This is a genomic window from Acinetobacter thutiue (genome assembly GCF_030385805.1).
GTDB lineage: Bacteria > Pseudomonadota > Gammaproteobacteria > Pseudomonadales > Moraxellaceae > Acinetobacter > Acinetobacter corruptisaponis.
In genome coordinates, this window is sequence record NZ_JAUDZE010000001.1 from 666,070 (window position 1) to 689,522 (window position 23,453).

Sequence of the window (23,453 nt, forward strand, 5' to 3'; positions counted from 1 at the left end):
TAGCATACTGTGTTTTTAAGAAGCTGTGAATGAATCCCGAACTGATTGATCAAAATTAGGGTTTTTGGCTGTGATACAAGGCTTGCACCGCCTTTAAACTCAAGGGACAATACACGTTATTGATTTATTTTCGGCTTCATCATCATGTCACAACCTTTAACGGTATTGGGCGGTATTACCGCAGAACAATTTTTAACTGAATACTGGCAAAAAAAACCACTGCTGGTACGTAATGCAATGCCCGAAATTGTTGGGTTGATTGAACCTGATGATGTTAAGGAACTGGCGCTAGAAGAGCATGTCAGCGCACGTTTAATTCGTCAAAAAAACAAGAACCCAAATGAATGGCATGTTAAATCCTCACCTTTAAATAAAAGTGATTTTCAAAAACTGCCAAACTTATGGACACTGCTGGTTCAGGCAATTGATCACTATTCTTTCGATATTGCAGAGCTTTGGAAAAAGTTTCCTTTTATTCCTCAGTGGCGACGTGATGACATTATGGTGTCCTATGCACCCAAAGGCGGATCAGTCGGCAAACACTTCGACTTTTACGATGTTTTTCTGGTGCAAGGACATGGTCATCGCCACTGGCAGTTGGGTCAGATGTGTGATGAATCAACCGAGTTTGTGGCAGATCAACCCTTAAAATTATTGCCTGAAATGGATGTTCATTTTGATGAAGTTCTTGCGCCAGGCGATTTACTTTATGTACCACCTGGACTTTCCCATTACGGTGTTGCGGAAGATGAATGCCTGACTTTTTCATTTGGTTTCCGTATGCCAAACCTCGCAGAAATGATGGATCGAATCAGTGATCAATTTGCAGAAAATAGCTTACTTAAAAAACCATTGCTTGATATTGCTCGTCAACACACAACACGGATTGGTGAGATAAACGAGACAGAATTTAGCTATTTAAAAAGCCAGTTATTAGACTATCTCCATCAAGCACCCGAATTTGATGCAGCGATTATGGCATATATGAGCGAAGTCAAATATCCAGACAATATTCCTGAACCAGAAGAACTTGAGGCAAATGACCTGATTGAAATCGTGGGTACAGGCTATACGCTGATGCTTGAACCAGCGATGAGACTACTTTACAGAGAGCAAAATGGATCATTAGAGTTTTGGGCAAATGGCGAACCTGTTTATGTTTCTGAAGCGTTTGAGAAACAACTAAAACAACTGGCCAATGGTGAAAGCCTGATATTTGATAAACAGTTGAATGATACTGAAATATTGGAAGATATTGCCCAGTTGCTGAATGATGCCATTTTAATGCTGTTACCTTCAAATTAAACTGGAAAATCACAGCTATTCAATGAATCACTAAAAATGAGGGCCTGGAAAATATCAAAGGCCCTCATTGATCCAACATCAACCCAAAAACCTGCTTTTCTATAAGGACTACATTTTAATCCTTGAATTAAAAAATAAATTTTATAAACTCATTTATATACAAATTAAAACATGATCACTTTTATAACTATTTTTTATGACAACGGAGAATTTTAATGTTCAAAAAAACATTATTTTGTTCATTTATTGCATCTACGATATTTTTTCAAACGGTTCAGGCATGTACACGCGCAGTATATCTAGGCAATAATGATCATACTATTACTGCCCGCTCCATGGACTGGAAAGTGGATGTTGGAACCAATCTCTGGATCATGCCAAGTGGTGTCAACCGAGATAGCAATGCTGGACCGAAATCGCTGAAATGGAAAGCCAAATATGGTAGCGTCATCGCCACTGGCTATGACATCTCTACCACTGACGGAATGAATGAGGCAGGTCTGGTCGCAAACGTGCTATGGCTGGTGGAATCCCAATATCCTGATACCAAACAATCCAATAAACCACAGCTCAGCATTTCCGCCTGGGCACAATATGCACTCGACAATTTTGCAACTGTTTCTGAAGCTGTGACTGCTTTAGAAAAAGAACCTTTTGATCTGATTACAGATAGCGTTCCAGGTGAACAGCGCCTAGCAACCTTACATTTATCACTCTCAGATAAAACAGGCGATAGCGCAATCATTGAATATATTAATGGCAAACAAGTCATCCACCATGATAAAAAATATCAGGTCATGACCAATTCCCCAACTTTTGACCAACAGCTTGCCCTTAACAGCTATTGGCAACAGATTGGCGGAACCGTTATGTTGCCTGGAACCAATAGAGCCGCTGACCGTTTTGCACGTGCCTCTTTTTATATCAATGCAATACCAAAAAATGACAACGCCAAGGAAGCGATTGCTTCTGTTTTTAGTGTGATACGAAATGCATCTGTGCCGTATGGATTAAATACTGCGGAGGAACCCAATATTTCCTCCACACGCTGGAGAACCGTAGCTGACCATAAACAACAACTGTATTTTTTTGAATCTGCGGTTTCACCGAATGTTTTCTGGGTTGACTTAAAGAAAATCAATTTTAAGAATGGTGTGACACGTAAGCTTGATCTTGGAAAAGACCAGCAAAATAGTTTTGCAGGTGATGCGACAGATCAATTTAAAATAACAAAGCCATTTGAATTTCTTGGTCCAGCACAGCATCATTAATCATTAAAATTTTTTATAAAACTGGGAATTAAATATGAAAAAAACATTCTGTTTACTTAGTCTCTGTGTAATGATGAATGGTTGTGGCAGTATGCAAAACAACGCTACAGCCTCAAGCATTATAGATCACCTTGCCACCGCAGGTTCTTTAAACTGTAAGTCAAATGAACTGTGCCCCAATGTGGTTGTGGAGTGGGACAAACAGCAAAAAGATAAATTAAAGCTGGATGTTGTATTAAATAGCACCTATGAATATTACGACATCAAGGGGATAACGTTCTGGATCGACGGAAAGTCTTTTAACTATGGTGCGAGTGAAAAAACTGAACAGAAATATATTAATCGTTTAGTTCCAAAACGTTCATCAAATGTTTTTGTAATTCCAAGTTTATTTCTTTATGAATTTAAAAATGCAAACAATGTTGAATTATCCATTGAAACAGATAAAGGTGTAATTAAACGTTCCGTCTATACCCCTACTCAAAAATCAACACTTTACCAAAACTTTTCCAGCCTGATCGCAGGACTGCCTGACAAATAGGTTAAATTATTTTATAAAATCATAAAAGTCAGTTACTTAGGTAATTCTAACAACTGACTTTTTAATATTTATCAATATCGAACGCATAAATGAAAATAATTATCAATAAATAAAATTATATTATTATTTTTCTTCAATATTTCATTTTTATGTCAGAAGTGTTCAGAAATCAAAGCCATCTCAAGCACCCATTTCATTTATTTACAACAGTATATAAATTTATTATTTTAATTAACCCTATAGATTCATGTTTTTATTTTTAACATATATTTAGTAAATTAAAACCAGAAAACCGTTAAATAAATAATGCTATTTTTCCCTATGATATTTTTTAAATACCATGTAAAATCGCTGCCAAAATTGCATAACGGGATGCAAACAATGCTCTAATGACAATGAGCAAATTTGAGGCTTTGTATGTCAAAAAAAGAAGATATTATTACCACTGCACTAAGACTTTTTAACTCGCATAGTTATAACTCGGTCGGGGTTGATCGAATCATCAGTGAGTCTGGCGTAGCCAAGATGACTTTTTATAAATATTTTCCATCCAAGGAAAAGCTTATTGAAGAATGTCTACTTCAGCGTAATACAGACCTCCAGGCATCATTAAATACAGCCTTGGCCCAATGTGATCCAGCCGATCATTTAGCGCAAATCAGGGCGATTTTTAAATGGTACGATTCATGGTTTCATACTGATGACTTTAATGGTTGCATGTTCCAGAAAGCAGTGGAAGAGGTGATTAAGATCTATCCGTCTACCTTAAAGCCTGCGACACAATATAAAGTCTGGTTGACAGCATTGGTCCAGAACCTGTTGTCTAATCTCGACATTCCCAACCCTACCCACCTTGCCACGCTGATTGTCAGTATTCTGGATGGCATGACCATTCAGGCACACGTCAATAAGGACTCAGTGCAAATAGATGAATACTGGTCACGTGTTGAGCATTTAATCAATTTTGAAAAAGAACTTGCCTGAGTAAACGAATCTTCTTCATTTCTGAAAGCAGAAATGGGGAAGATAAACTAATTTGAAGTAACAAACTGAGAATGGATAAGAAAAAATAAAGCGTGATTTATAATTATTTTTCTGGCTCACGCTTGCGTCTGAGTTATAAAGAATAATAAAATTATTACCCTCTGGCTGTTGTACATAACGTACTTTCCAGTTCCTTTTTATGCAGACAGATCGTTCTGTCTTAACTCTAATTATATATGCTTTTCTCTAAAGCGCAATCACTTTTTGAATTTTTTTTATATTTATTCTTTTTGCCAAAATTGAAGCATTCTCCCCTACTTTTTTCCTTTCTGTTGTACCAAGGATAAACGGCAAAATATAATCATGATTTTAGAAAATATTTTGGTGTTTTAACCTTTATCATTCCACAAATTCATATTCTATTGTTTAGTAAAATTAAATAATAGAGTTTACTCACATTCTGTAAAGTTATCCCAATGTTTTAAAAATAGATGAAATAAAAGGGAAAGTGATATATTCCTCGTTTTTTTAATAAAAAATAGTGCAATCTGCAAAAACAAGACAATATATCACTTTTACTTATATATATTTTCATTAAAAACCATTGCAATTATTCAGTTTTACTTCAATTTTTTGATTCACTCACCTTATACTAAGTTCGGTTGTAATGTCGTGAGAGTAATATGCAAAAGGATCTTGAGATCGAGGCAATGAGAGAGTCTGCCGACTCAATTGTAAATGTGCTGAAGTCTCTGGCAAATACGGATCGTTTAATCATCTTGTGCCACTTGGCCAAGCAGGAACTGAATGTTTCCCAGATTGAAGTGCTTACCCAGATCTTCCAACCGACACTTTCCCAACAGTTAATGATGCTCAGAAAAAGCAAGGTAGTTACGACACGTCGTGAAGGCAAACAAATTTTTTACTCAATTAGTGACCCTAAACTCCAAGTCGTTTTAAAGACCCTATACGAAAACTACTGTCCAAATATATAAACCTTTCGCTTAAATAAGCAATTGGTACTGAATCGCTTTAGCTTTCTGTATGGATAATATATATTTATATATAATATAAATTATTCATACATAAAACGGTTCAACCTGAATATGTCCATCTTTCCTGCACTGAAATGGCTAAAGACCTATCACCCTACACACTTTAAGGCTGATATAGTTGCTGCGTTAATTGTACTTGCAATGTTGGTTCCCCAAGGAATGGCCTATGCCATGCTTGCAGGGCTTCCACCAGTGATGGGTATCTATGCCAGTATTCTACCCATGATCATCTATGCCTTTACAGGCAGTAGCACCACACTGTCGATTGGTCCTGTTGCCATCATCTCAATGATGGTTTTTTCAGCGCTTCAACCTCTTTTTGCCATTGGCTCTACCGCCTATATTGAGGCTGCCTGTCTACTGGCGATTCTGGTCGGAATTATTTCACTGATTTTAGGCCTGTTCCGTTTTGGCTTCCTGATCCAGCTCATTAGCCATCCCGTTATCAAAAGCTTTATTATTGCATCTGCATTGTTAATCGCTTTGGGACAGTTTAAGTTTCTGCTCGACATTCCATTACAGACCAACAATATTCCAGAATTTGTTGGAAGTTTGGTCAACAACTTCCATCAAATCAGTTTTCTAAGTGTGGGCGTGAGTTTGGCTGCAATCGCCATACTGGTTTTTCTACCTAAATGGGTGCGATCAGATTTCTTAAATAAGACCATTCCCCTGTTATTGGTTTTAAGCTCAATTATTGTTGTGTATCTATTAAGTCTGGATCAACATGGGCTGAAAACTGTTGGGATCATTCCAACAGGTCTACCTAGTTTCCATTTTCCGACATGGGATCTTGATCTGGTTCAGAAACTGCTTCCCAGCGCATTTATGATTGCAATGATTAGTTTTGTTGAGTCACTGGCGATTGCGCAGGCCACCGCATTGCAAAAGCGTGATGACCTCAATAGCAATCAGGAGCTGATCGCTCTAGGCTTGGCCAATATTGCGGCAGGGATAAATACGGGATTTGCAGTTTCAGGAAGTTTGTCCCGTACGGTTGTCAATAGTGATGCAGGTGCCAAAACGCCTATGTCTGGGGTCATGTCTTCATTATTGATGATTGCGGTCAGCCTTTATTTCACCAGTTTTTTTCAAAACCTACCTTTGACCATTTTGGCTGCCACCATTTTTGTTTCCATCTGGAAACTGGTCACATTCCTGCCCTTTTTTGAAACCTGGAAATATTCCAAGGCCGATGGGCTGGCCATGTGGGCCACATTCTTTGGTGTCACCTGTATTGATATTTCGACAGGCCTTGTGATCGGAATCATCCTTACATTTATTCTTTTATTATGGCGGATTAGCCGTCCACATATTGCCGTGATTGGTCTGGTTGAAGGAACACAGCATTTTAGGAATGTATCCCGCTATGATGTGCTTACCACGGAAGCCATTGCATCTTTCCGTATTGATGAGAACCTTAACTTCCTCAATGCGCATGTGCTAAAGGGCTATATCATCACGGAACTCAGCCATAATCCACAGATACAGCATGTGGTGATTAACTGTTCCAGCATCAGCAATATTGACCTGAGTGCCGTGGAAATGCTGGAAGAGCTTAATGGGGAATTATTGCAACTGGAAATTCAGCTACATTTATCTGAAGTAAAGAGCCCAGTCATGGATCGGCTGAATTCATCTAGGTTAATCAATATGTTAAATGGAAAAATATTTTTATCCCACTATCAGGCAATACAAACGCTTTCACCTGAAATCCTGAACAAATAATCCATATTTCGGGTCTTTTTTCATACAAAAAGATATGCTAGGTTTCTATAAAAGACTTTTAAAAACATTGCGTTATTTTTTACAATATTTTTAGCGTAATTAGGTTGCAAAAAAAAATTTATTATTCACGGTTCTTGGGTATAGAATACCGCGCTTGTTTAACCTTAAACCGTGTACTGGTTTATAAGGCCTTTATATGTTGAATGTATTGTCTCGCTTAAGTTTAGTCAGCAAAATTATTATCGCTATTTTTCTAGGGGTTGGCGTGGCATTGCTGTTCCCTGGCTTTACGCCCTACCTAAGTTTATTAGGTGAATTGTTTATTAAAGCATTAAAATCAGTTGCACCGATTTTAGTGTTTGTTCTGGTTCTTGCCTCAATCGCAAATTTCCAAGTGGGACAAAACTCAAATTTAAAACCTGTACTGGTGCTGTATGTGGTTGGGATGTTGCTTGCCGCATTCAGTGCCGTGATTGCGAGCATCGTATTTCCAAGCCAACTATTCCTGCATTTGGCAACCGAGACAACCTTACAGGCACCTGGAAGCCTTACCGATATTTTAAAAAACCTGCTTTTAAGCTTTATTGCAAATCCAGTTCAAGCCATTAGCGAAGCGAACTTTATTGGTATTCTGGCATGGGCAATTGGTCTAGGACTAGCCCTCCGCCATAGTTCAGAGTCAACCAAGCAAGTCTTGACCGATGTTGCTGATGCAGTCAATAAAATTATCCATACCGTTATTGGTTTTGCTCCTGTGGGTATTTTTGGCTTAGTGGCAGTCACCTTTGCCGATGCAGGCTTGGCAACCCTGTCCAGCTATGCACATTTGTTGATGGTTCTGATAGGGACTATGGCCTTTGTGGCATTGGTCATCAATCCAATCCTTGTTGCCATTACCATGAAAGAAAATCCCTATCCACTGGTGTTTAAATGCCTAAAAGAAAGTGGGATTACTGCATTCTTTACCCGTAGCTCAGCCGCCAATATTCCTGTCAATCTGGATCTTGCTGAACGTTTGGGCATCAATGAAGCCACTGCCAGTGTATCCATTCCACTTGGCGCAACCATCAATATGGCGGGTGCAGCTGTCACCATTACCGTACTCACACTCGCCGCCGTAAATACACTGGGTATCCATGTTGATTTAAGCATGATGCTGATTTTATCTATTGTTGCAGCAGTCTCTGCATGTGGCGCCTCAGGTGTTGCGGGGGGTTCTTTGTTACTGATCCCTGTTGCATGTAGCTTATTTGGTATATCATCAGAAGTTGCGATGCAAGTCGTTGCAATTGGTATGATTATTAGTGTGTTGCAGGACTCAACTGAAACCGCGCTGAACTCATCAACCGATGTTTTGTTTACTGCTGCTGTAGATTTCCGAAACCGCCAAAATTAGTAGCCTGAGTTTGCTATGCCCTTACAACGTTTACCTAACTGGATTCAATTTGGTGCTTTCCTATTGGCATTAAATGCAGGGATGGTGAACGTTCTTGGTTTATTCACGGTTCTACACCAGTCTGTTTCACATATGACAGGCAATGTCAGCATGCTCGCAATGAGTCTGCTTGACTGGCAGCCTGAGCATTTTATCTATCTGAGCCTTGTCATCCTTTGTTTTATCATTGGGTCTTTTTATAGCGGCCTAATTCTTGGGAATGGCCATGTGACCTTTGGCAGGCATTATGGCGTTCCCCTTAGTCTGGTTGCCATTTTCCTGTTTCTTACCTGGCTCCTGTTGCCATTTTTCCCACGTTATGGACTGCTCTGGGCATGTGTGGCAATGGGCATGCAGAATGCGATGGTCAGCCATTATAAAGGTGCAATTATCCGTACCACACATTTATCTGGTGTCTTAACCGATATTGGTCTGACACTAGGATATAAGGCCCGTGGCTTAAAAGTTGAAAATCGCCGTATTTCCTTACATTTATTGATCTTTATTGGTTTTTTAATGGGTGGACTGATTGCCAGTTTGCTTTATCCTTATTTAAAATTACAAACCTTTCTCATACCCGCAGGTTTAAGCCTTGTCATGAGTATGACGTATTGGATCGTTTATTTTCGTTCTTCATCTCACCCGAATCTGGATTAAATTATGGTTAAAAATGCACTACAAGCGCAATTATTAAAAGCAGGTTTAGTTGACAATAAAAAAGCAAAGAAACTGACCAAGCAAGCCCAGCATGAACAGCGCACTGGACAGAATGATGATGCGGCATTAAAGGCGGAAATTGACCGTGTCAATCAGGAGAAACTGGCAAAAGACCAGGCACTCAATCTGGAAAAACAGCGTGTATTGGAAGAAAAAGCCCTTAAGGCATCTATTATCCAGATGATTAAACAACATAAGGTTAATCAAACTGACGGTGATGCGGTCTACCAGTTTATTGATGACAGCAAGATCAAGAAAGTCTATATCTCACAACAGGTTTATAATGCGCTGGTTTCAGGTTCGCTTGTGATTGCAAAGGATCAGGAGAGTTATGCCTATCTCCCTAAAGCATTGGCTGAGAAAATTGACCAGAAAATGCAGGGCTTTATCATTGTGAATAATAATGCACAGACCAATGATCAAACAACGGATGAGGAAGACCCATACGCAGCCTATGTGATTCCAGATGACCTGATGTGGTAATTCATTTTTAACAAATGTTAAAATTTCTTAAGAATCGTATATAAACTGTGACCAAATTATCATAGCGGCGTTTAACACCTTAAAATTCCACTTCAAGAATTTTAAGGTGTTTAGGTTTGGATTATTTAAATTTTATAGCTGATATTCGAAGTGAACTAAGCCACTATCCGTGGCTGGAAACCCTGCTTGCCTTGATTGTTCTCATTCTCTTTGCTGCGTTAGCGAACTTTATTGCCAAGAGAGTGATTGTTCGAGGTATCCGCTATTTAGTCACCAAACTAAAATCAACCAATCAGTCCATCTTTGCCCAGCACAGTATCATTCGCAGATTCGCCAATGTTGTGCCTGCCATTGTGGTTATGAATGGAATTACCACCATTCCTCATCTTTCACCCAAATTGATCATGTTTATTCAGATGGGTGCCCAGGCATTCATTTTCCTCACCATTGCACTGACCATCAGTGAAGCACTGAATATCTTTAACCTGATTTATCAACGTAATCCAAAATCACGGAACAAGCCGATCAAGGGTTATCTACAGTTGATTAAGCTTATTTTGTTCGTTGTGTGTGGTCTGATGATTCTGGGTACTTTCCTTAAAAAGGATGTATTCACCTTGCTTGCTGGCTTTGGGGCCATGGCGGCAGTCCTGATGCTGGTGTTCCAGAACACCATTTTGTCTTTGGTGGCGAGTGTACAGATCGCCTCTTACGACATGGTGCGGATTGGTGACTGGATTGAAATGCCCTCTTTAAATGCGGATGGTGATGTCATTGATATGTCATTACATACCGTGACCGTACAGAACTTTGATAAGACATTTACCACTATTCCAACCAATAAACTGGTGACGGATACCTTTAGAAACTGGCGTGGTATGAGTAATGCAGGTTGCCGTCGCATCAAGCGGTCACTTTTTCTTGATCAAAGCAGCGTACATTTTATGAGTGATGAGGAGCAGCAAAAGTTAAAAGAGTTCTTGCTATTGGATCAGTATCTGGATGCCAAACAATCTGAAATTGAGGATTTCAACAAGCACCTAAGTAACCAGTCCCGCTACAACCAAAGACGTTTAACCAATCTCGGCACATTCAGGGCATATGTTGAGTTTTATCTGAAACAGCATCAGGGTATTGCCCAAAACCAGACATTATTGGTCCGTCAGTTGCAGCCGATCAGTGAGGGTTTACCTTTGGAAATCTATGCATTTGCAAATACAACGGCATGGGCATCTTATGAAGCAATTCAATCTGATATTTTTGATCACTTGATTGCGATTATTCCTGAGTTTGGATTGAGAATTTATCAGGCACCATCAGGTCATGACTTTCAAAACCTGAATACTGGGGCTGCAAATCCAACCTCTCTTACAGGTCTGAATGAGGGTGAGGGCTGAGATAACTTTTACACCATTTCCAAATGAATAAGCCTCCCCTATGGGAGGCTTTATTTAAAGCTCAAAACATTGAATCTACTTTCGATGATGAGATTATAGAACTGAGTATGAATAAGTAAAATTAAGATTTATTCTCAATTCAATGAACACTAAGTTCCTCATCTTTTGCAACGACCACCGCGGTCAGAATCGGGATACCAAGAATAACAGGAACAACAATAATCCATAAGTCAGTCGTTAAGGCACTCGAAAAGAAAAAGTGAATAACAATTGCGGCTAAAGCCAATACTGAAAACAAAACAGCCATGAATCGAATTGCAAATTTAACAAGCATCTTTTAGTCCTGTTTGGTTCTGGTGTTGTCTTTCAGTATACGCCTGTTTTAACCGATGTATTCGGTTTTTAATATCTCTGGTTAAAATATTTAGGCGGCCATTTTTCGACATTCAATTGCACATTGACGACATGCCTGCGCACACTGCTGGCAATGCTCAGCTTTATGTCGGGCACATTCCTTACCACAGGCATCACATATTTTTGCACATAACGTACAGAGTTCCATACTGAAAGATGATTTTCTCTGGTCAGCCCTGGCACATAAGGCACAAATCTCTGAACATTCAATACATCTCTTGATACATTCGCGCATCATGTCGATATCATTTTCCCTGAGACATAAGTCTGCACATGTTGTACAGGTCAACGAACAGGAAATACAGGCTTTGGCACATTCGGAAAAGCTGATTGAGTCCATGTTATGCTCCAACTAAATAACAAAAAATGATTAATAAATAATCTATTTAGTTAAGCTGATATGAAACAGCAACATTGAGTTATGAAAAGTAAAAAGTGTTTTATTTCGTTAAATATAAAATATGGCTATTAAATTTTAAAAATGCAAAAAATCATTATAGGTTACCTTGCAAATCGTCCAAACTTTGGATTGCAAGCTTTACAACGTAACTCCCCTCATCTTCTTCATCAAGCCAGCCACCATTGATGACCGCAGCAACATTTGTATCAATTACATTGCCAGCAAGTTTCCCTGCACCCTCCTTGCTCAGATACCCCACAGTTAAGCCATTAATTTCAACCTTGATCGCATGTTTGTCAAACTGGTTCAATGGTTCAGAAAAGACCCTTGCCATCACCTCGATAAATTTAGATTGTTTATTTTTTACTCCAGCAATCTTTCTTAGGTTTTCCTGATAGGCCTGTTCACCCACAATTTCAAACGTATACAGCACATTATCAGCAAAGGATTCATTCTCAGATGCAGAGGTGGACAAGGTTTGATTATGTTGATTTTTTTTGGCCAACAGGGTGATGACAATACCAACAATAATCATAATGATGAAAATCCACATAAAAACATCCCTCTTTTTAGGAATATTTAAGCATGCTGGAATTACCTGAATATCCTGTTGTTTGTATGGCTATGGTGCCTATTCTGCAATATTTGTTATGCTTCTTTGTTCATGGTATTGCAAAATGCTACTGACTTTTAAGATCAAATAACCAAATAGCAAGCCATTCAATATTATTCCCAATCCAATCGCGACCATAACGCCAGACCACACATACACAGTGTCATAACTGTCATTTTGGCTTTCTACCTGACCAAAAATTAAAATAAACACACTTCCTGCAATAAAGCTTAAGATGATGACCGCCCATCCTATAAAGGTATTGGTTGTGCTTTCTTTTAATTCATGTTTTTCACTCATATTTATCCTTAAATATGTACATAATTTCTCATTATTAACTAAATATACTAAATTTATCGCAAAGAAAAGCCCCATTTGGGGCTTTATTTTTTTCAATTTTTATCAGGCTTATTTACAGCTAATACCCAGCTTATCCGCATAATAGTCAGTTGAGACCTTTAGGTCAGCCATTAGTTTTTCCTTGGTATAGTCTTTCGGCGCAAGCTTTAACAAGGCGGGTACATATTTAGATTCATACAGTTTTGGATAGTCCTTACACAGCACCTGTGTCTGCTGCTCTTTTGGAGAGTCAGGATTGTCTAGAATATCCAGATACTCGGAAATCTTGTTATCCGCGGCCTCAAAACTCTCTTGAGCTTTCTCATTTTTCACTTCTGGCTGTTTGTTACAACCAGTCAACAAGACTAAAAGAAAGCTGAGAAATAAAATTTTGTTTTTCATAACAATGCACTTTAAAGTGTTGTATTCAATATAACCCAGATAAGCAATCTATACTGAAAAATCAATGAAAGCGAATTTTTTCAGCCTCTTTCCCCTATAGATAAATCTCTGGTGGATACGGAGTGTTGTCAGTAATTGGGAAATGCAATGTATTTTCCATAAAGAATCCATCTGGAGCCTGTGCCATATCTATCGTGACTGAGTCCTGCATCACCTGCGGATATGCCCAGATCAACTGTTTCATCAGCCCCAGCGAATCATTATTTTTCAGATCACCAAAAATACGTTGCCAAATAGGTGTGCGATAAGGTTTGTTTGGGTCAAAACCATAAAGATGCGCAATGGATGAGTCTGGTACAAATCCAGATAAATACGCCACCTTGTCTGCGGGATAGTTCAGCTCCTGAGTAGGGATTTCTGCAACAGTCTGATGAGTCAGATCCAGCCTAGCCTCTAATAGCCAGTCATAGGCTTCAGTCATCATATAGTCAAAATTTGGATATGAATAATGCTCACTTGGATAATTGATATAGCTGGCAAGCGTCTCGATCTGTGTTCGGATGGTGGGGAAAAAGATCAATGGGCAGACCTTTGCATCAGGATATTTTGCCTTAAGCACCGTCCTGATCTCCCGACAGGTTTGTCCTAGCCTGTTTCTTAGCCAGATCTTAAACTCATCATAAGGTGTTCCCACCTTATTCATGGCATCATAGATGGTTCCTAAATCTGGTGCATATAAACCTGTATCCGCATTAAATGCCAGCTTGGTGGGAAAATCATAAACACAAGGCAGATTTGTACCCTGATTATACCACCACCACGGCTCACCAATCTGCATATTCACCTCACAGCCACCAATCACCATGGTATCGGCGAACTCAACAAATGCTTTATGCAGGTATGCCAGCGCGTTCTGGTCACACAGACTAAAGAAATAGCTTGGGGGTTCATAGCCTGTATGACCCAAATTGCTGTTCCATTCCCTTTGCGCCCAAAACTCGTTTGCACCTAGAGAATACATTTCAAAGCTAACGCCAAATACGGGCTGCATATCTGCATGATGCAGCGCCTGTGCAAAATGCTCATGCCATTTACGGGTACAGGGATTCACTACATCTTCACCTGTCACAAGGGTATCTGGAATCTGCCATTTATGTAGATCATTTCGCCATGACATTTCAGGATATTTGGACATACCACAATAGTGGTTGATCAATCCGTGATAGCCCAATGCCTGCATATTATCCACCAGACGCTGGGGATTCAGGTCATAATGGTCGTCATAGCTCGTACAGATACCATAGGGATGCTGCGATACAGCCACCCGATTTAAGGTGAGTGTTGCGTTTGGCCCTGTGGTAGTGGAATTGGTGACACGAATATAGCCATCCTCGGCTTGTGTCAATGGAACTGTTGCAGAACCTGTGTAGCTGGTAGTAATTCCTGAAAAGGAAATTCGATGAATATTGTTTACAGGAAAATGCTCTGTTGCGGAAAATCCTGCTTTCACGCTATCCCAATCAATATGGATATGTGCTGATCTTGAGGCTGGTTGGTCGGCATAGTTGAACAATACAATATAGGCAACCTTGTCTTCACCATTATCATGATATTGAACTGTTAAGGTGGGTGTCAGGGCCTCATTATTTAGGACTGGCATGGAAGCTGACAATTCAATATCAAAATCCCAGATCACACCTGTGTAGTCATACTTGATCTCATAGGCCAAATACTTGTGGTCCTTGGAATCATAGGAATCCCAGCTAATACCCGCAAGGTCTGTTGTGGTACGTGACCGAAAACATGCCTCAAAGCCATTCCCATAGGTTGTAATGGCAAAAGACATCGTTTGTGGACCATCAATCCTCCAATACTGAGGACTAAAACGATCAATGATGAGGGTTTCCACAATCAGGCTAGGAACCTGTGTAAAGTTATTGTGTTCATATTCAAGATTATTTACATTTCACGATTCTCTAATATCAACATTCATGTCTAATATTAAAAGCTATTCTTTTTTTAACTGTTTGATTCAGTAATTTTTATTTAACACCAAATGAGTTAAACATATTTTATGTAAAGTTTAAGGTTATAAAAATATATAGGCCAATAATTCTTAGCTTTCTACATCAGTCAGGTTTTTTCATCATTTCCAGATCATCAGTTTTATTAAAACAACATCACAGTGATGAAATAAGAAATAACATCCTTTAACGGCTTTACACAATATATGGTGTTAATTTGATCATTAAAAGGCTGGCGGGTATGTAACATTTGGGAATGCGTCATTCGAAAATATAGAAAAAATCCTGAAAATATTCTGGATATGATCAGTAAATGGCTTCACAGTGGTGAACCGTTATTAGAGGTAAATGAGGAACTACTGATATTCAATCAGTTAAAAAATAATAAGACCAGCTAGATTGTTAAGCCCAACCATGTTCCTAGTATCTATATTAAGGTTAAGAAAAAAGCCCACCTATAAGATGAGCTTTTAAAATTAAAATTCACAATACTTCTAGAAATTATATCTAACACCAGCTTTATAAGTGATGCCATCCATATCTAGGGCATCGGAAGCCTCTGTGGAACAGAAGTAGCCTGTGCATACATCTTTCATATTTTCAATATATAACCATTTATAACCAAGCCCGATATAACCTGCTATGTCTTTCTGGAAATAATGCCCCAATTCAAATTCTACAGGTAAAGTCAGATAACGCAGCTTGACATCATAATCATCCGCCTTGAACCACGCATAACCGACACCCAATGTGGCATTTGCATAGGTATTGTTCTGATTATAGAATTTATAACCTCCTTTCACATTTATTTCTGTACTTTTCCACTCGGAGTTTTTCTGGAAATTAATCCCTAGCGTAGTGCTAAAAGTATCCAGCGTGGTAAAGGTTATACCTGTCCCAATTCCATTAAGCTTTTCATCTTGGTCAAAATCATCACCTCCCACCTTGGAACCATAATATTCCGCAAACACCGATGACTGAATACCACTACTTGTTTCATTCCGATATTCTGGAGTTTGTGGTTGAGTTGTTTGCTCCCCTAACGCATATGGTGCGCCATAGTTGATTTGTAATGGTGTATCACTCCATCCATTTACAGCGACCAAACTGATTGCGCCCCCAATAACCCCTGCAAATATTTTTCTCATTAAATGCCCGTTTTTATTTAAATTTAGGAGCTTTAAGCATAATTTATTTTAAGTTAAATAACAAAATTTTTTATTCAATGGATTTTAAGTACAATCTATAAAGTGCAGTTGTATTACTTTAGTGCCATTAATAAATTGAACAAGGTTCTATTATTTTATCTCGCTCAGACAATAATTGGCCTATCTTCCCGACGTTATAGCTTTAGAGCAATAAATATGATTCTTCACCACTGATCAATCACCTAACCTTTAGGCTGGACAAATGTCTCATTTTTAGAGATACGCTTTTCTCATCTATCAAGATCAATTTTCTGCTATCCTACCCTGAAATTTAAATCAGTACTTTAGAATTAGAGGAAAAGTATGATGCTGCAATGGTTTGAATATTATTGAAATTATTTAAAAATCAAAAAGATACATAATATAAATATTTTTATGACGCAGAGTTTAGCGTAAAATTAAATTGTAAAATTTTTCAAACCATAAAAGAAAGATATTTTCTTCTTTGAAAGTTATTTAAAAGCCCTGCTTTCGCAAGGCTCTGAAATATCACTTAGTGGCTTCCCATTCTTTTTCGTATTCCTCTCGTTGTACATCAAAGAAATTGGCTCGATCTTCAGCAAAATACTCTGTCAAACCCAACAAACTTTCTAATGTATAAAAAGTTGCTGGATGAATACCTCTCTCCTCAAGATCCGTTTGAGTTTTTTTCACTTCTTTCTTAATTTGGGTAATCAGTGTAGATAGCCACTCTGTTGACTCATGAGCAACGGCATAAACATCCAATAAATCACCTGCATCATAGGTTTTAACCTGTTTTTCTGCACTTGGCTGGACAATAGCATTCATACCGTATCTCCCTTTGGTTGATGTTCCAAAGCTTTTAATGCCATTTCTATTTGAGTCTCAATTCCAGAAATTGCATCAATAATCACTTCGTGGTTGAAACGAAAGCCGTTTATATCCTCACCATTATCAATAAGGAGTTTAGCCGTTGCTAAAGCCTGAGTTAAAAAGCATTGTGCTATATCGTAAGCATGGTGTTCCTGCGCATCCTGATGAGTAGTAAAGAAATTGCGCACACAGCCATACGGTACAAATGGTTTTGCCTCTGCTTTTTTCATATTTTGCATATTATATGGAAATTCATTTATACTGCTCATTGTTAATACTCCTGTGTTAGCAATCCAAAAGCCCTTTTCCGTCCAAAGTCGAGGGCTTTTTTATTGCCTGAATTAATCATTGTTGTTTCCTAATAATTTAGAAAGTTTCGTCAAACCTTTTGGTGTCACTCTCACCTGTTCTGTAATTTTTTCTGAGCCATCAGGACGAGTAATCACTTCAGTTTTGTGTTCCAGATAACCTGCCTGTAGCTTATCGCTATAACCATGCCATGCAGTATTACCAGGACGTTTGTAAATCCAGCCGTTTAACTGTAGCCATTTGATTAGATCACTTTGGCGCATCTGTAGGTTATTTGCTGTGTCACGCAGGCAAAAGCTCCCATCGGCCTTGGCAATACGATCAAATGCTTCAATCGTTGGCTGCATGACTTCAACTTTCTGCTCCAACTCAATCACTTTTTCAGAATATCCAAGCAGTAAACCACGCAAAGCATTTGGATCTGATAGAGCTTTCATTGGGTCAAAGACCTGAACCAACTCTTTTACTTTAAAGTAACTACTCACTAATTGGCGTTGTACCTGCCAAGCTAAATCATCAGTAAATGATTTAGTTAACATGAGATAACCTGACTCAGTAATTAAGATGACATCTTCATGGGCTTTGGGTGATATTGAGCAGATTTTGTGCGTCCGAATTTCGGACGCACAAACTTTAAAGTAATCCTCACCCTCAATAAAACGCTCACGGTTATCATTGAAACGTTTACGTGCTGTACCCTCTGGACGTTGATGTACTTCATCAATCATTGCAAAAGTAACTACACGATTACCCATATACTCAACAATAGGTAGTTGTTTACCGCTAATCGTAATAATTGGCTTTAAAGGTGCATTCATGCTTTTGCCTCCTTACTTTGGTTTACCAATAACTCAACTGCTTTATTGATTAGATAATTCATTGAGCGTTCTTCAAGCTGTGCTTTCGCTTTTAACTTTTGATGTAGCTCAATGTTGAGGCGAACTTTTACGTCTACTGTTTTGACTTTTTTCATTGTTACTCCAATTTAGAACCACGGTGGTTCATACGAATTAAATTTAAACCACCGTGGTTCTATTGTCAATACCACCGTGATCTATAAAATAAGATTAATTTTTTATGGTTTACCCTTTATGAGCAGAGAAGATCCACAGTTAAAAGTTCGCCTTCCTCAAGAACTAAAAGATAAAATTACTGAATCTGCTTCAAACTTGGGCAGATCAATCAATGCTGACGTAGTGGCTCGTCTAGAGCAGAGTTTTAGCCACAATGAAAGCACTCGATCCTTGATACAAGATGCAGTTATTTTGGCAATCAAGGCAATTCAAGAAGATCCGAATCTACTAAATAATCCAAAAGTAACAGTAGTCTCACAAGATGCTTCAGAGGAAGAAAGTAATAGTATTACGTTAATAAAAAAAATTCGTGGCGACTCTACCTCAGAGACTTAAAAAAACATCTTCCAGTGCTTTTTAAGTCATAAACTTTTAAAAGTAAGTTAGCATTAACTTTATTTTTAAAATATATAAGTTCATAAAAAAGCTCCTTTATGTAATGGGGCTAGTATGATTAGATTTTTTCTAGGTTTGTTCTATTTAGAGTCTATTTAGAATTAAAATTATCAAAATGGTACTTTGCATTCTTAAAGGCTTTTCCACAAGTATCTTTATTGGGCAGTTCAACTCCATTTTTCTCACAGTACATTTGTAATTGCGAAAAAGCAGCTTGAGGTTGAGAAATATCCAGATTTGCCATATCGGCAAGGGCATAGATAATTTTATTGATAGATCTACTAGAAATCCCATTTTTATTAGCATGAATCGCTTCTGGAGATAGATCATTTGATTCTTTTTTATCTAAGTGTAGCGTATATCCTGGTTGTTCTCTAATTCTTCGGCTGTCGCCTTTTTTTAAAATCTCCATGTCTTCTTTTAATATTAATATATCTTCCAGACTAAAATCTAATTTTAATGATTCCATATCCTTGTCTCCATACCAATAATAAGGAGTCCAGCCTTTTTTTAAGATAAATTGTTTTATTTTTCTATCTACTTCCTGATTATGAAGCTCTACAATCTCATGCATTTCTGGTGTTTCTATATAATAATTCTCTCTATCTGTCCCTCTATATATTTCATCATGTACATCAAACCATGTAATTTTTTTAATGCATATTTTTTTTTCGTGATTGATAAGGACTACTCTAAAAAAATCATCTCTATTAAAATTTTCTGGAACTTTATACAACTCTAAGTTATGGGCACTCTCTGCACTTAGCTTATTGCTTAACCAATGGAAGTTATCGTAAGGATCATATATATCAATGACTACAGGATCGATTATCCTATTTGTATTTAAAGCATAAAATGCGTCTATTATACTTAACTTTAAATATAAATCATAATCACCATAAGCATTATAGTTAGTTTGATGTCTCAGTATTTTATTGAAAAATAGAACCTCTTCAATGGTTTTTTCCTCCTCACATTCAAATTTACCATCTAGTTCCCATTGAATGGGAAGAGTTAGAATATAACTCTCCTTGCTAAATCTTGCATAAAACCAAATATGACCTTGATGTACCAGATCAAGTATATATTTTTCATCAATATCAGTTCGGTTAAAATATAAATTTAATTCGTTACATGCTTCTTTCAATGTATATGCTGATTTACTTGGAAGTAAGATATTATTCTTGCTATACATTACGCCCCCATAGACCAATAGTTCAAACCCTAAATATACCTCAACTTGGGGGTGTTGTGGGGTGGAATTTCGGGGTAAGGTGTTGTATTGTTTTGAGTAGTTAAATTCTACAAAATCTTTTTATAGAATGCGTTTACTAGAATTAAATGTGATGGAGCAAAAATGTCTGAATTATGGGGTTATGACTTTAAGAAAGGCTGGATTGAAGAAAACAATTTCATTGATGAATACATAGAAATTAATCATGAGTCTGATTTGAGTATTGTCATTAGTTCTTTAGGCTATCGAGATGGGTTCGGTACTTATCAAGTTAATGATAGCGTTTTAGGTAATCCTATCCAGCTTTATGAATTGAGTAAAGATTCTACTTTACCAAAATATATTGTCGAATTTTGTCCAACAGGATCTGATATTACTTACTTTACTGCTCGCAACATACCTAGCCTAATAGAGCTTTTAAATAAATTATCTCCATTAGTGCAAACGGCGATAGTATGTAATCAGATAGATGATGAATACAATAATAAAGTATAAGCAGAAACCCACATATGTGGGTTTCTAATTTTTCACTTATTTAATGAAATATTATCTATAGATTTCAGAATAAACTTAGGTCTACTATTTCCTATAGTTGCGACAGCAAAATTAACTGTAACTGATTTAAATAACCATTCAGGATTAATTAAATCCTTATTAGGTATATCAGAACTAATTTTACCTTTAATCAATTCTCCATCAATCTCTGTCTTAAATTCAAATGAATGTGTTGATGGTAAAATCCCTTGAAAGATACCTCTATATGGAATTATTTTTTCTACAAAATTATCTTCATTTAAACGAGAAAGTGCAAAAGCAATCTGATTACTGTCCTGAAATCTGAAAAAATGATTATCGAATTCTAATCCACATCTTGCATCTTGTTCATCTAAAAAGTTTAGAAACTCATAGATTTTTGATATAGCTCTTGGATGTATCTCTTCAAGAATATCAATTAATTCATCATCTGTCCCAGTAGCAGCTAACTCAAATAAGGTCCTAATATTATTAATCGACTTTTCAGTAATTGAAACCTCAGGACATAAATCAGTTTGATCAGGTCTTGGCAGCTCCAACTCGAAACCAAATGATCCAATAGCAGTTCCAGTGATCATAAGCTGATTCAAGTTACTATGTGGTATTTTACCTTTAAAATGGAACTCACCAGTTAGGCCTGCTGATATTGCAGAAACTGCATCAGAAAATATCTTTGTCGCCTTTGTTGCAAAGCTGGCAGAAATAGCCTCACTACCAATAACAGGATTACCCCGAAACGTTAATTTGGCTCTTTTTACAATATGATAAGGATTGACTGATTCCAAACAGCTCTCGACCTCTTCAAGCCTATTTTCCAATCCATATCTATCAATAACATTCTCTTCTGGAATATTTGCTAATAATTCTTTAAGGGTGTTTCTTTCCGCAGTAAGGTTGGCATACATAAGAGCATTCATTACTCTATACCTCCTTTGCAATTAAGTAAAGTTATAGCTTGTTGATCTTCCTCATAATTAAGTGGCACTTGTAGAAATCCTTTCCATAAATTATCACTTTTACGATGTGACCACATGCTATACCAGTAAGTGATGTGTTGAATTAAGTCATAAGTTAAATTTTGCCCTAAAATTACTGGATAAGCATCAACTTTAAAGTTCAACTTAGTAAGTTTTGGTGTCAATAAATCTTTTATTTTTGGCAAAAAGCTTAGTTGTGTTTCACCATTTGGAAGATGGAAAAGTGTAACAACATCAATATCATTAGGAGGTCTATTTTCTAAAACCTCGATATCAGTAGTGAAACTACCATCGAGCCATTGATAACCAGTTACTATTCCAGCTTTATATAATTCTGCTCGATAACGTAGTAAACCATCCAAAATGACCTTTCTTTCTTCTGTATAAGCAAATAGTTCAATCAAGGTAATAATGGAAATTGTATATGGTGATCGATGACGACTTGCTCCATCATTTTCATCAACGGGAGGAATTACGCCTGCTATATTAAAGAGATGGGGTTTTGTGTCCATAATTCCTTATTATTCCTTACCTCTAGTTTGAATTGATAGTACCCATTTAGGAACAATCAATTTATCTAAATAGATAAACTATAACTCATATTGGGGCACTTTGTGCTACCATTTAGCGCATAAATCACTGTATTTTTTAATTTATTTATCTAAATTTATTGTTTAGTAAAACTTATATTTTAAGTGGGGAAATAATGAAACTTATTTTATCAATGCTATTAATGCTCATACCTCTTTCAATCTATGCAAAGAAATGTGCAGACTTTGGAACTCAAAAAGAAGCTCAAACATGGTATGAACAGCGTAAAAAAGCTGATCAAACTGGATGGAAAAGCTTAGACCGCGATGGAGATGGCAAAGCATGTGATTGCTTACCAGGTGGAAGTGGCAAGAATTGTCCCAAGAAGAAATAATAAGGAAAGAGCATGAAGTTTAATTTCTCGTTGGATACAGCAATCATTGTTACTTTAACAGCAATTTTTTTATTTGCATTGGGGCAAGCTTACTTAGGGGGTTTACTACGACCTTTTTATGTTGACCCTGTTGTATTGAATTTTAGTATCCAAGATAAAATTTACTGGGGGTTCATAAAAGGACAAGCACCTTTAATATACTTTTTTATTATCACTACCCTTTTCTATGTCTCAAGATATATTTTTGTTACAGCAGAATTAGATCAAAAAATCGTTAGCTTTTTGAGAAGTAAAATTAATTTCAGACTTCCACATGAAGTTAAACCACATAACATAAGTTTGACTGATGAAAGAGAAAGAAATTATTCGGTTTTTACTTTGACAACATTCATAATTTATACACTATTTATTGGGGCACTTTTTTCTCTTAGCCATATTGAACAAAAAGGCAAAGCAATTGGCCAAACAATACTTACTGATATGACAATACAGCCCTTAGTAAAAATAACTGGTACAGATACAGGCCCAAAACAATATCGCATTTTATGCGGCTCTGCCCTTTGTGCCGTGATAGATGAAAAGAAAAATGTCTCTTTGGTTGAGCCAAAGAATGTTGTGTATTTAAGCTCTAATTTTGATAAGAAAGCATCTTAACGAGTAAAAAAGCGATGTCAGCATTTTTAATAATTATTGGATTCATTTTGGCTATTTTCGGAATGATCTTTGGTTCTCATATATTTCATAGACACATCAGAAATACTCAAGAAGCTAAGGCAATGGGCTTTTTATGTATGTTGCCTGGAGTATTGATCTTATGTCTTGGGTTTTATTTGAGGTAATGGACTTAGATCAAAC

General features: G+C 37.3%; 28 protein-coding genes. 14 read left to right on the top strand and 14 right to left on the bottom strand.

Annotated features, from left to right (window positions below):
- The first annotated feature begins 144 nt into the window (after nucleotides 1-144).
- From QTA56_RS03225 to QTA56_RS03270, 10 genes are all read left to right on the top strand, one after another.
- Nucleotides 145-1,305, top strand: a complete 1,161-nt coding sequence (locus QTA56_RS03225; protein ID WP_267979504.1) for a ribosomal protein uL16 3-hydroxylase — start codon at nucleotides 145-147, stop codon at nucleotides 1,303-1,305.
- A gap of 215 nt (nucleotides 1,306-1,520) precedes the next feature.
- Nucleotides 1,521-2,576: a linear amide C-N hydrolase gene (locus QTA56_RS03230; RefSeq protein WP_267979505.1), complete on the top strand. Its 1,056-nt coding sequence runs from the start codon at nucleotides 1,521-1,523 to the stop codon at nucleotides 2,574-2,576.
- 34 nt (nucleotides 2,577-2,610) lie between these two features.
- The gene (locus QTA56_RS03235) at nucleotides 2,611-3,117 is read left to right on the top strand and encodes a hypothetical protein (RefSeq protein WP_267979506.1); all 507 of its coding nucleotides are present in this window, start codon (nucleotides 2,611-2,613) and stop codon (nucleotides 3,115-3,117) included.
- 417 nt (nucleotides 3,118-3,534) lie between these two features.
- Complete coding sequence (locus QTA56_RS03240) at nucleotides 3,535-4,101, top strand: TetR/AcrR family transcriptional regulator (protein ID WP_267979507.1); 567 nt, start codon at nucleotides 3,535-3,537, stop codon at nucleotides 4,099-4,101.
- Between the two features lie 683 nt (nucleotides 4,102-4,784).
- Nucleotides 4,785-5,096: an ArsR/SmtB family transcription factor gene (locus QTA56_RS03245; RefSeq protein WP_267979508.1), complete on the top strand. Its 312-nt coding sequence runs from the start codon at nucleotides 4,785-4,787 to the stop codon at nucleotides 5,094-5,096.
- 90 nt (nucleotides 5,097-5,186) lie between these two features.
- Complete coding sequence (locus QTA56_RS03250) at nucleotides 5,187-6,884, top strand: SulP family inorganic anion transporter (RefSeq protein WP_267980031.1); 1,698 nt, start codon at nucleotides 5,187-5,189, stop codon at nucleotides 6,882-6,884.
- Nucleotides 6,885-7,080: 196 nt separating this feature from the next.
- Entirely contained in the window at nucleotides 7,081-8,280 is a 1,200-nt protein-coding gene (gene sstT / locus QTA56_RS03255; RefSeq protein ID WP_267979509.1) for a serine/threonine transporter SstT, read from the top strand.
- Nucleotides 8,281-8,295: 15 nt separating this feature from the next.
- Nucleotides 8,296-8,976 (top strand): YoaK family protein, encoded by a 681-nt coding sequence (locus tag QTA56_RS03260; protein WP_267979510.1) that lies wholly within the window; start codon nucleotides 8,296-8,298, stop codon nucleotides 8,974-8,976.
- Between the two features lie 3 nt (nucleotides 8,977-8,979).
- On the top strand, nucleotides 8,980-9,519 hold the full coding sequence (locus QTA56_RS03265) for a DUF2058 domain-containing protein (RefSeq protein WP_267979511.1): 540 nt from the start codon (nucleotides 8,980-8,982) through the stop codon (nucleotides 9,517-9,519).
- A gap of 116 nt (nucleotides 9,520-9,635) precedes the next feature.
- The gene (locus tag QTA56_RS03270; RefSeq protein WP_267979512.1) at nucleotides 9,636-10,916 is read left to right on the top strand and encodes a mechanosensitive ion channel family protein; all 1,281 of its coding nucleotides are present in this window, start codon (nucleotides 9,636-9,638) and stop codon (nucleotides 10,914-10,916) included.
- Between the two features lie 139 nt (nucleotides 10,917-11,055).
- On the opposite strand, the gene QTA56_RS03275 is transcribed toward QTA56_RS03270, so the two are convergent.
- From QTA56_RS03275 to QTA56_RS03325, 11 genes are all read right to left on the bottom strand, one after another.
- A complete protein-coding gene (locus QTA56_RS03275) occupies nucleotides 11,056-11,250 on the bottom strand; it encodes a hypothetical protein (protein ID WP_267979513.1) in 195 nt (64 codons plus the stop codon).
- 90 nt (nucleotides 11,251-11,340) lie between these two features.
- Complete coding sequence (locus QTA56_RS03280) at nucleotides 11,341-11,670, bottom strand: four-helix bundle copper-binding protein (protein WP_267979514.1); 330 nt, start codon at nucleotides 11,668-11,670, stop codon at nucleotides 11,341-11,343.
- Between the two features lie 154 nt (nucleotides 11,671-11,824).
- Entirely contained in the window at nucleotides 11,825-12,283 is a 459-nt protein-coding gene (locus QTA56_RS03285; protein WP_267979515.1) for a hypothetical protein, read from the bottom strand.
- Between the two features lie 78 nt (nucleotides 12,284-12,361).
- Nucleotides 12,362-12,643, bottom strand: a complete 282-nt coding sequence (locus QTA56_RS03290; RefSeq protein ID WP_267979516.1) for a hypothetical protein — start codon at nucleotides 12,641-12,643, stop codon at nucleotides 12,362-12,364.
- A gap of 108 nt (nucleotides 12,644-12,751) precedes the next feature.
- A complete protein-coding gene (locus QTA56_RS03295; protein WP_267979517.1) occupies nucleotides 12,752-13,084 on the bottom strand; it encodes a hypothetical protein in 333 nt (110 codons plus the stop codon).
- A 94-nt stretch (nucleotides 13,085-13,178) separates the two neighbouring features.
- Nucleotides 13,179-14,999, bottom strand: coding sequence for a non-contractile tail sheath protein (locus QTA56_RS03300; protein ID WP_267980032.1), 1,821 nt, complete (start codon nucleotides 14,997-14,999; stop codon nucleotides 13,179-13,181).
- 603 nt (nucleotides 15,000-15,602) lie between these two features.
- The gene (locus tag QTA56_RS03305) at nucleotides 15,603-16,256 is read right to left on the bottom strand and encodes a hypothetical protein (RefSeq protein ID WP_267979518.1); all 654 of its coding nucleotides are present in this window, start codon (nucleotides 16,254-16,256) and stop codon (nucleotides 15,603-15,605) included.
- Between the two features lie 549 nt (nucleotides 16,257-16,805).
- Nucleotides 16,806-17,105 (bottom strand): hypothetical protein, encoded by a 300-nt coding sequence (locus QTA56_RS03310; RefSeq protein WP_267979519.1) that lies wholly within the window; start codon nucleotides 17,103-17,105, stop codon nucleotides 16,806-16,808.
- Nucleotides 17,102-17,419, bottom strand: coding sequence for a hypothetical protein (locus QTA56_RS03315; RefSeq protein ID WP_267979520.1), 318 nt, complete (start codon nucleotides 17,417-17,419; stop codon nucleotides 17,102-17,104). The genes QTA56_RS03310 and QTA56_RS03315 overlap by 4 nt, the downstream gene beginning before the upstream one ends.
- A 72-nt stretch (nucleotides 17,420-17,491) precedes the next feature.
- On the bottom strand, nucleotides 17,492-18,277 hold the full coding sequence (locus tag QTA56_RS03320) for a phage antirepressor KilAC domain-containing protein (RefSeq protein ID WP_267979521.1): 786 nt from the start codon (nucleotides 18,275-18,277) through the stop codon (nucleotides 17,492-17,494).
- Nucleotides 18,274-18,432 (bottom strand): toxin-antitoxin system HicB family antitoxin, encoded by a 159-nt coding sequence (locus QTA56_RS03325; protein WP_267979522.1) that lies wholly within the window; start codon nucleotides 18,430-18,432, stop codon nucleotides 18,274-18,276. Before QTA56_RS03325 ends, QTA56_RS03320 begins: the two co-directional genes overlap by 4 nt.
- A gap of 118 nt (nucleotides 18,433-18,550) precedes the next feature.
- Between QTA56_RS03325 and QTA56_RS03330 the strand changes: the two genes are divergently transcribed.
- Nucleotides 18,551-18,868 (top strand): Arc family DNA-binding protein, encoded by a 318-nt coding sequence (locus QTA56_RS03330; RefSeq protein WP_267979523.1) that lies wholly within the window; start codon nucleotides 18,551-18,553, stop codon nucleotides 18,866-18,868.
- Nucleotides 18,869-19,019: 151 nt separating this feature from the next.
- Here the strand turns inward: QTA56_RS03330 and QTA56_RS03335 are convergent, their stop codons facing one another.
- Nucleotides 19,020-20,123 (bottom strand): hypothetical protein, encoded by a 1,104-nt coding sequence (locus QTA56_RS03335; RefSeq protein ID WP_267979524.1) that lies wholly within the window; start codon nucleotides 20,121-20,123, stop codon nucleotides 19,020-19,022.
- Between the two features lie 162 nt (nucleotides 20,124-20,285).
- On the opposite strand from QTA56_RS03335, the gene QTA56_RS03340 reads away from it, so the two are divergent.
- Nucleotides 20,286-20,657: a hypothetical protein gene (locus QTA56_RS03340; protein ID WP_267979525.1), complete on the top strand. Its 372-nt coding sequence runs from the start codon at nucleotides 20,286-20,288 to the stop codon at nucleotides 20,655-20,657.
- 32 nt (nucleotides 20,658-20,689) lie between these two features.
- Here QTA56_RS03340 and QTA56_RS03345 read toward each other — a convergent pair whose 3' ends face one another.
- Together QTA56_RS03345 and QTA56_RS03350 are read right to left on the bottom strand one after the other, a co-directional pair.
- Complete coding sequence (locus QTA56_RS03345; protein WP_267979526.1) at nucleotides 20,690-21,613, bottom strand: hypothetical protein; 924 nt, start codon at nucleotides 21,611-21,613, stop codon at nucleotides 20,690-20,692.
- Nucleotides 21,613-22,185, bottom strand: coding sequence for a DUF6932 family protein (locus tag QTA56_RS03350; protein WP_267979527.1), 573 nt, complete (start codon nucleotides 22,183-22,185; stop codon nucleotides 21,613-21,615). The genes QTA56_RS03345 and QTA56_RS03350 overlap by 1 nt, the downstream gene beginning before the upstream one ends.
- Before the next feature lie 194 nt (nucleotides 22,186-22,379).
- Between QTA56_RS03350 and QTA56_RS03355 the strand changes: the two genes are divergently transcribed.
- Both QTA56_RS03355 and QTA56_RS03360 read left to right on the top strand, forming a co-directional pair.
- Nucleotides 22,380-22,598, top strand: coding sequence for an excalibur calcium-binding domain-containing protein (locus QTA56_RS03355; protein ID WP_267979528.1), 219 nt, complete (start codon nucleotides 22,380-22,382; stop codon nucleotides 22,596-22,598).
- Between the two features lie 12 nt (nucleotides 22,599-22,610).
- Complete coding sequence (locus tag QTA56_RS03360) at nucleotides 22,611-23,252, top strand: hypothetical protein (RefSeq protein WP_267979529.1); 642 nt, start codon at nucleotides 22,611-22,613, stop codon at nucleotides 23,250-23,252.
- The last annotated feature ends 201 nt before the right edge of the window (nucleotides 23,253-23,453 follow it).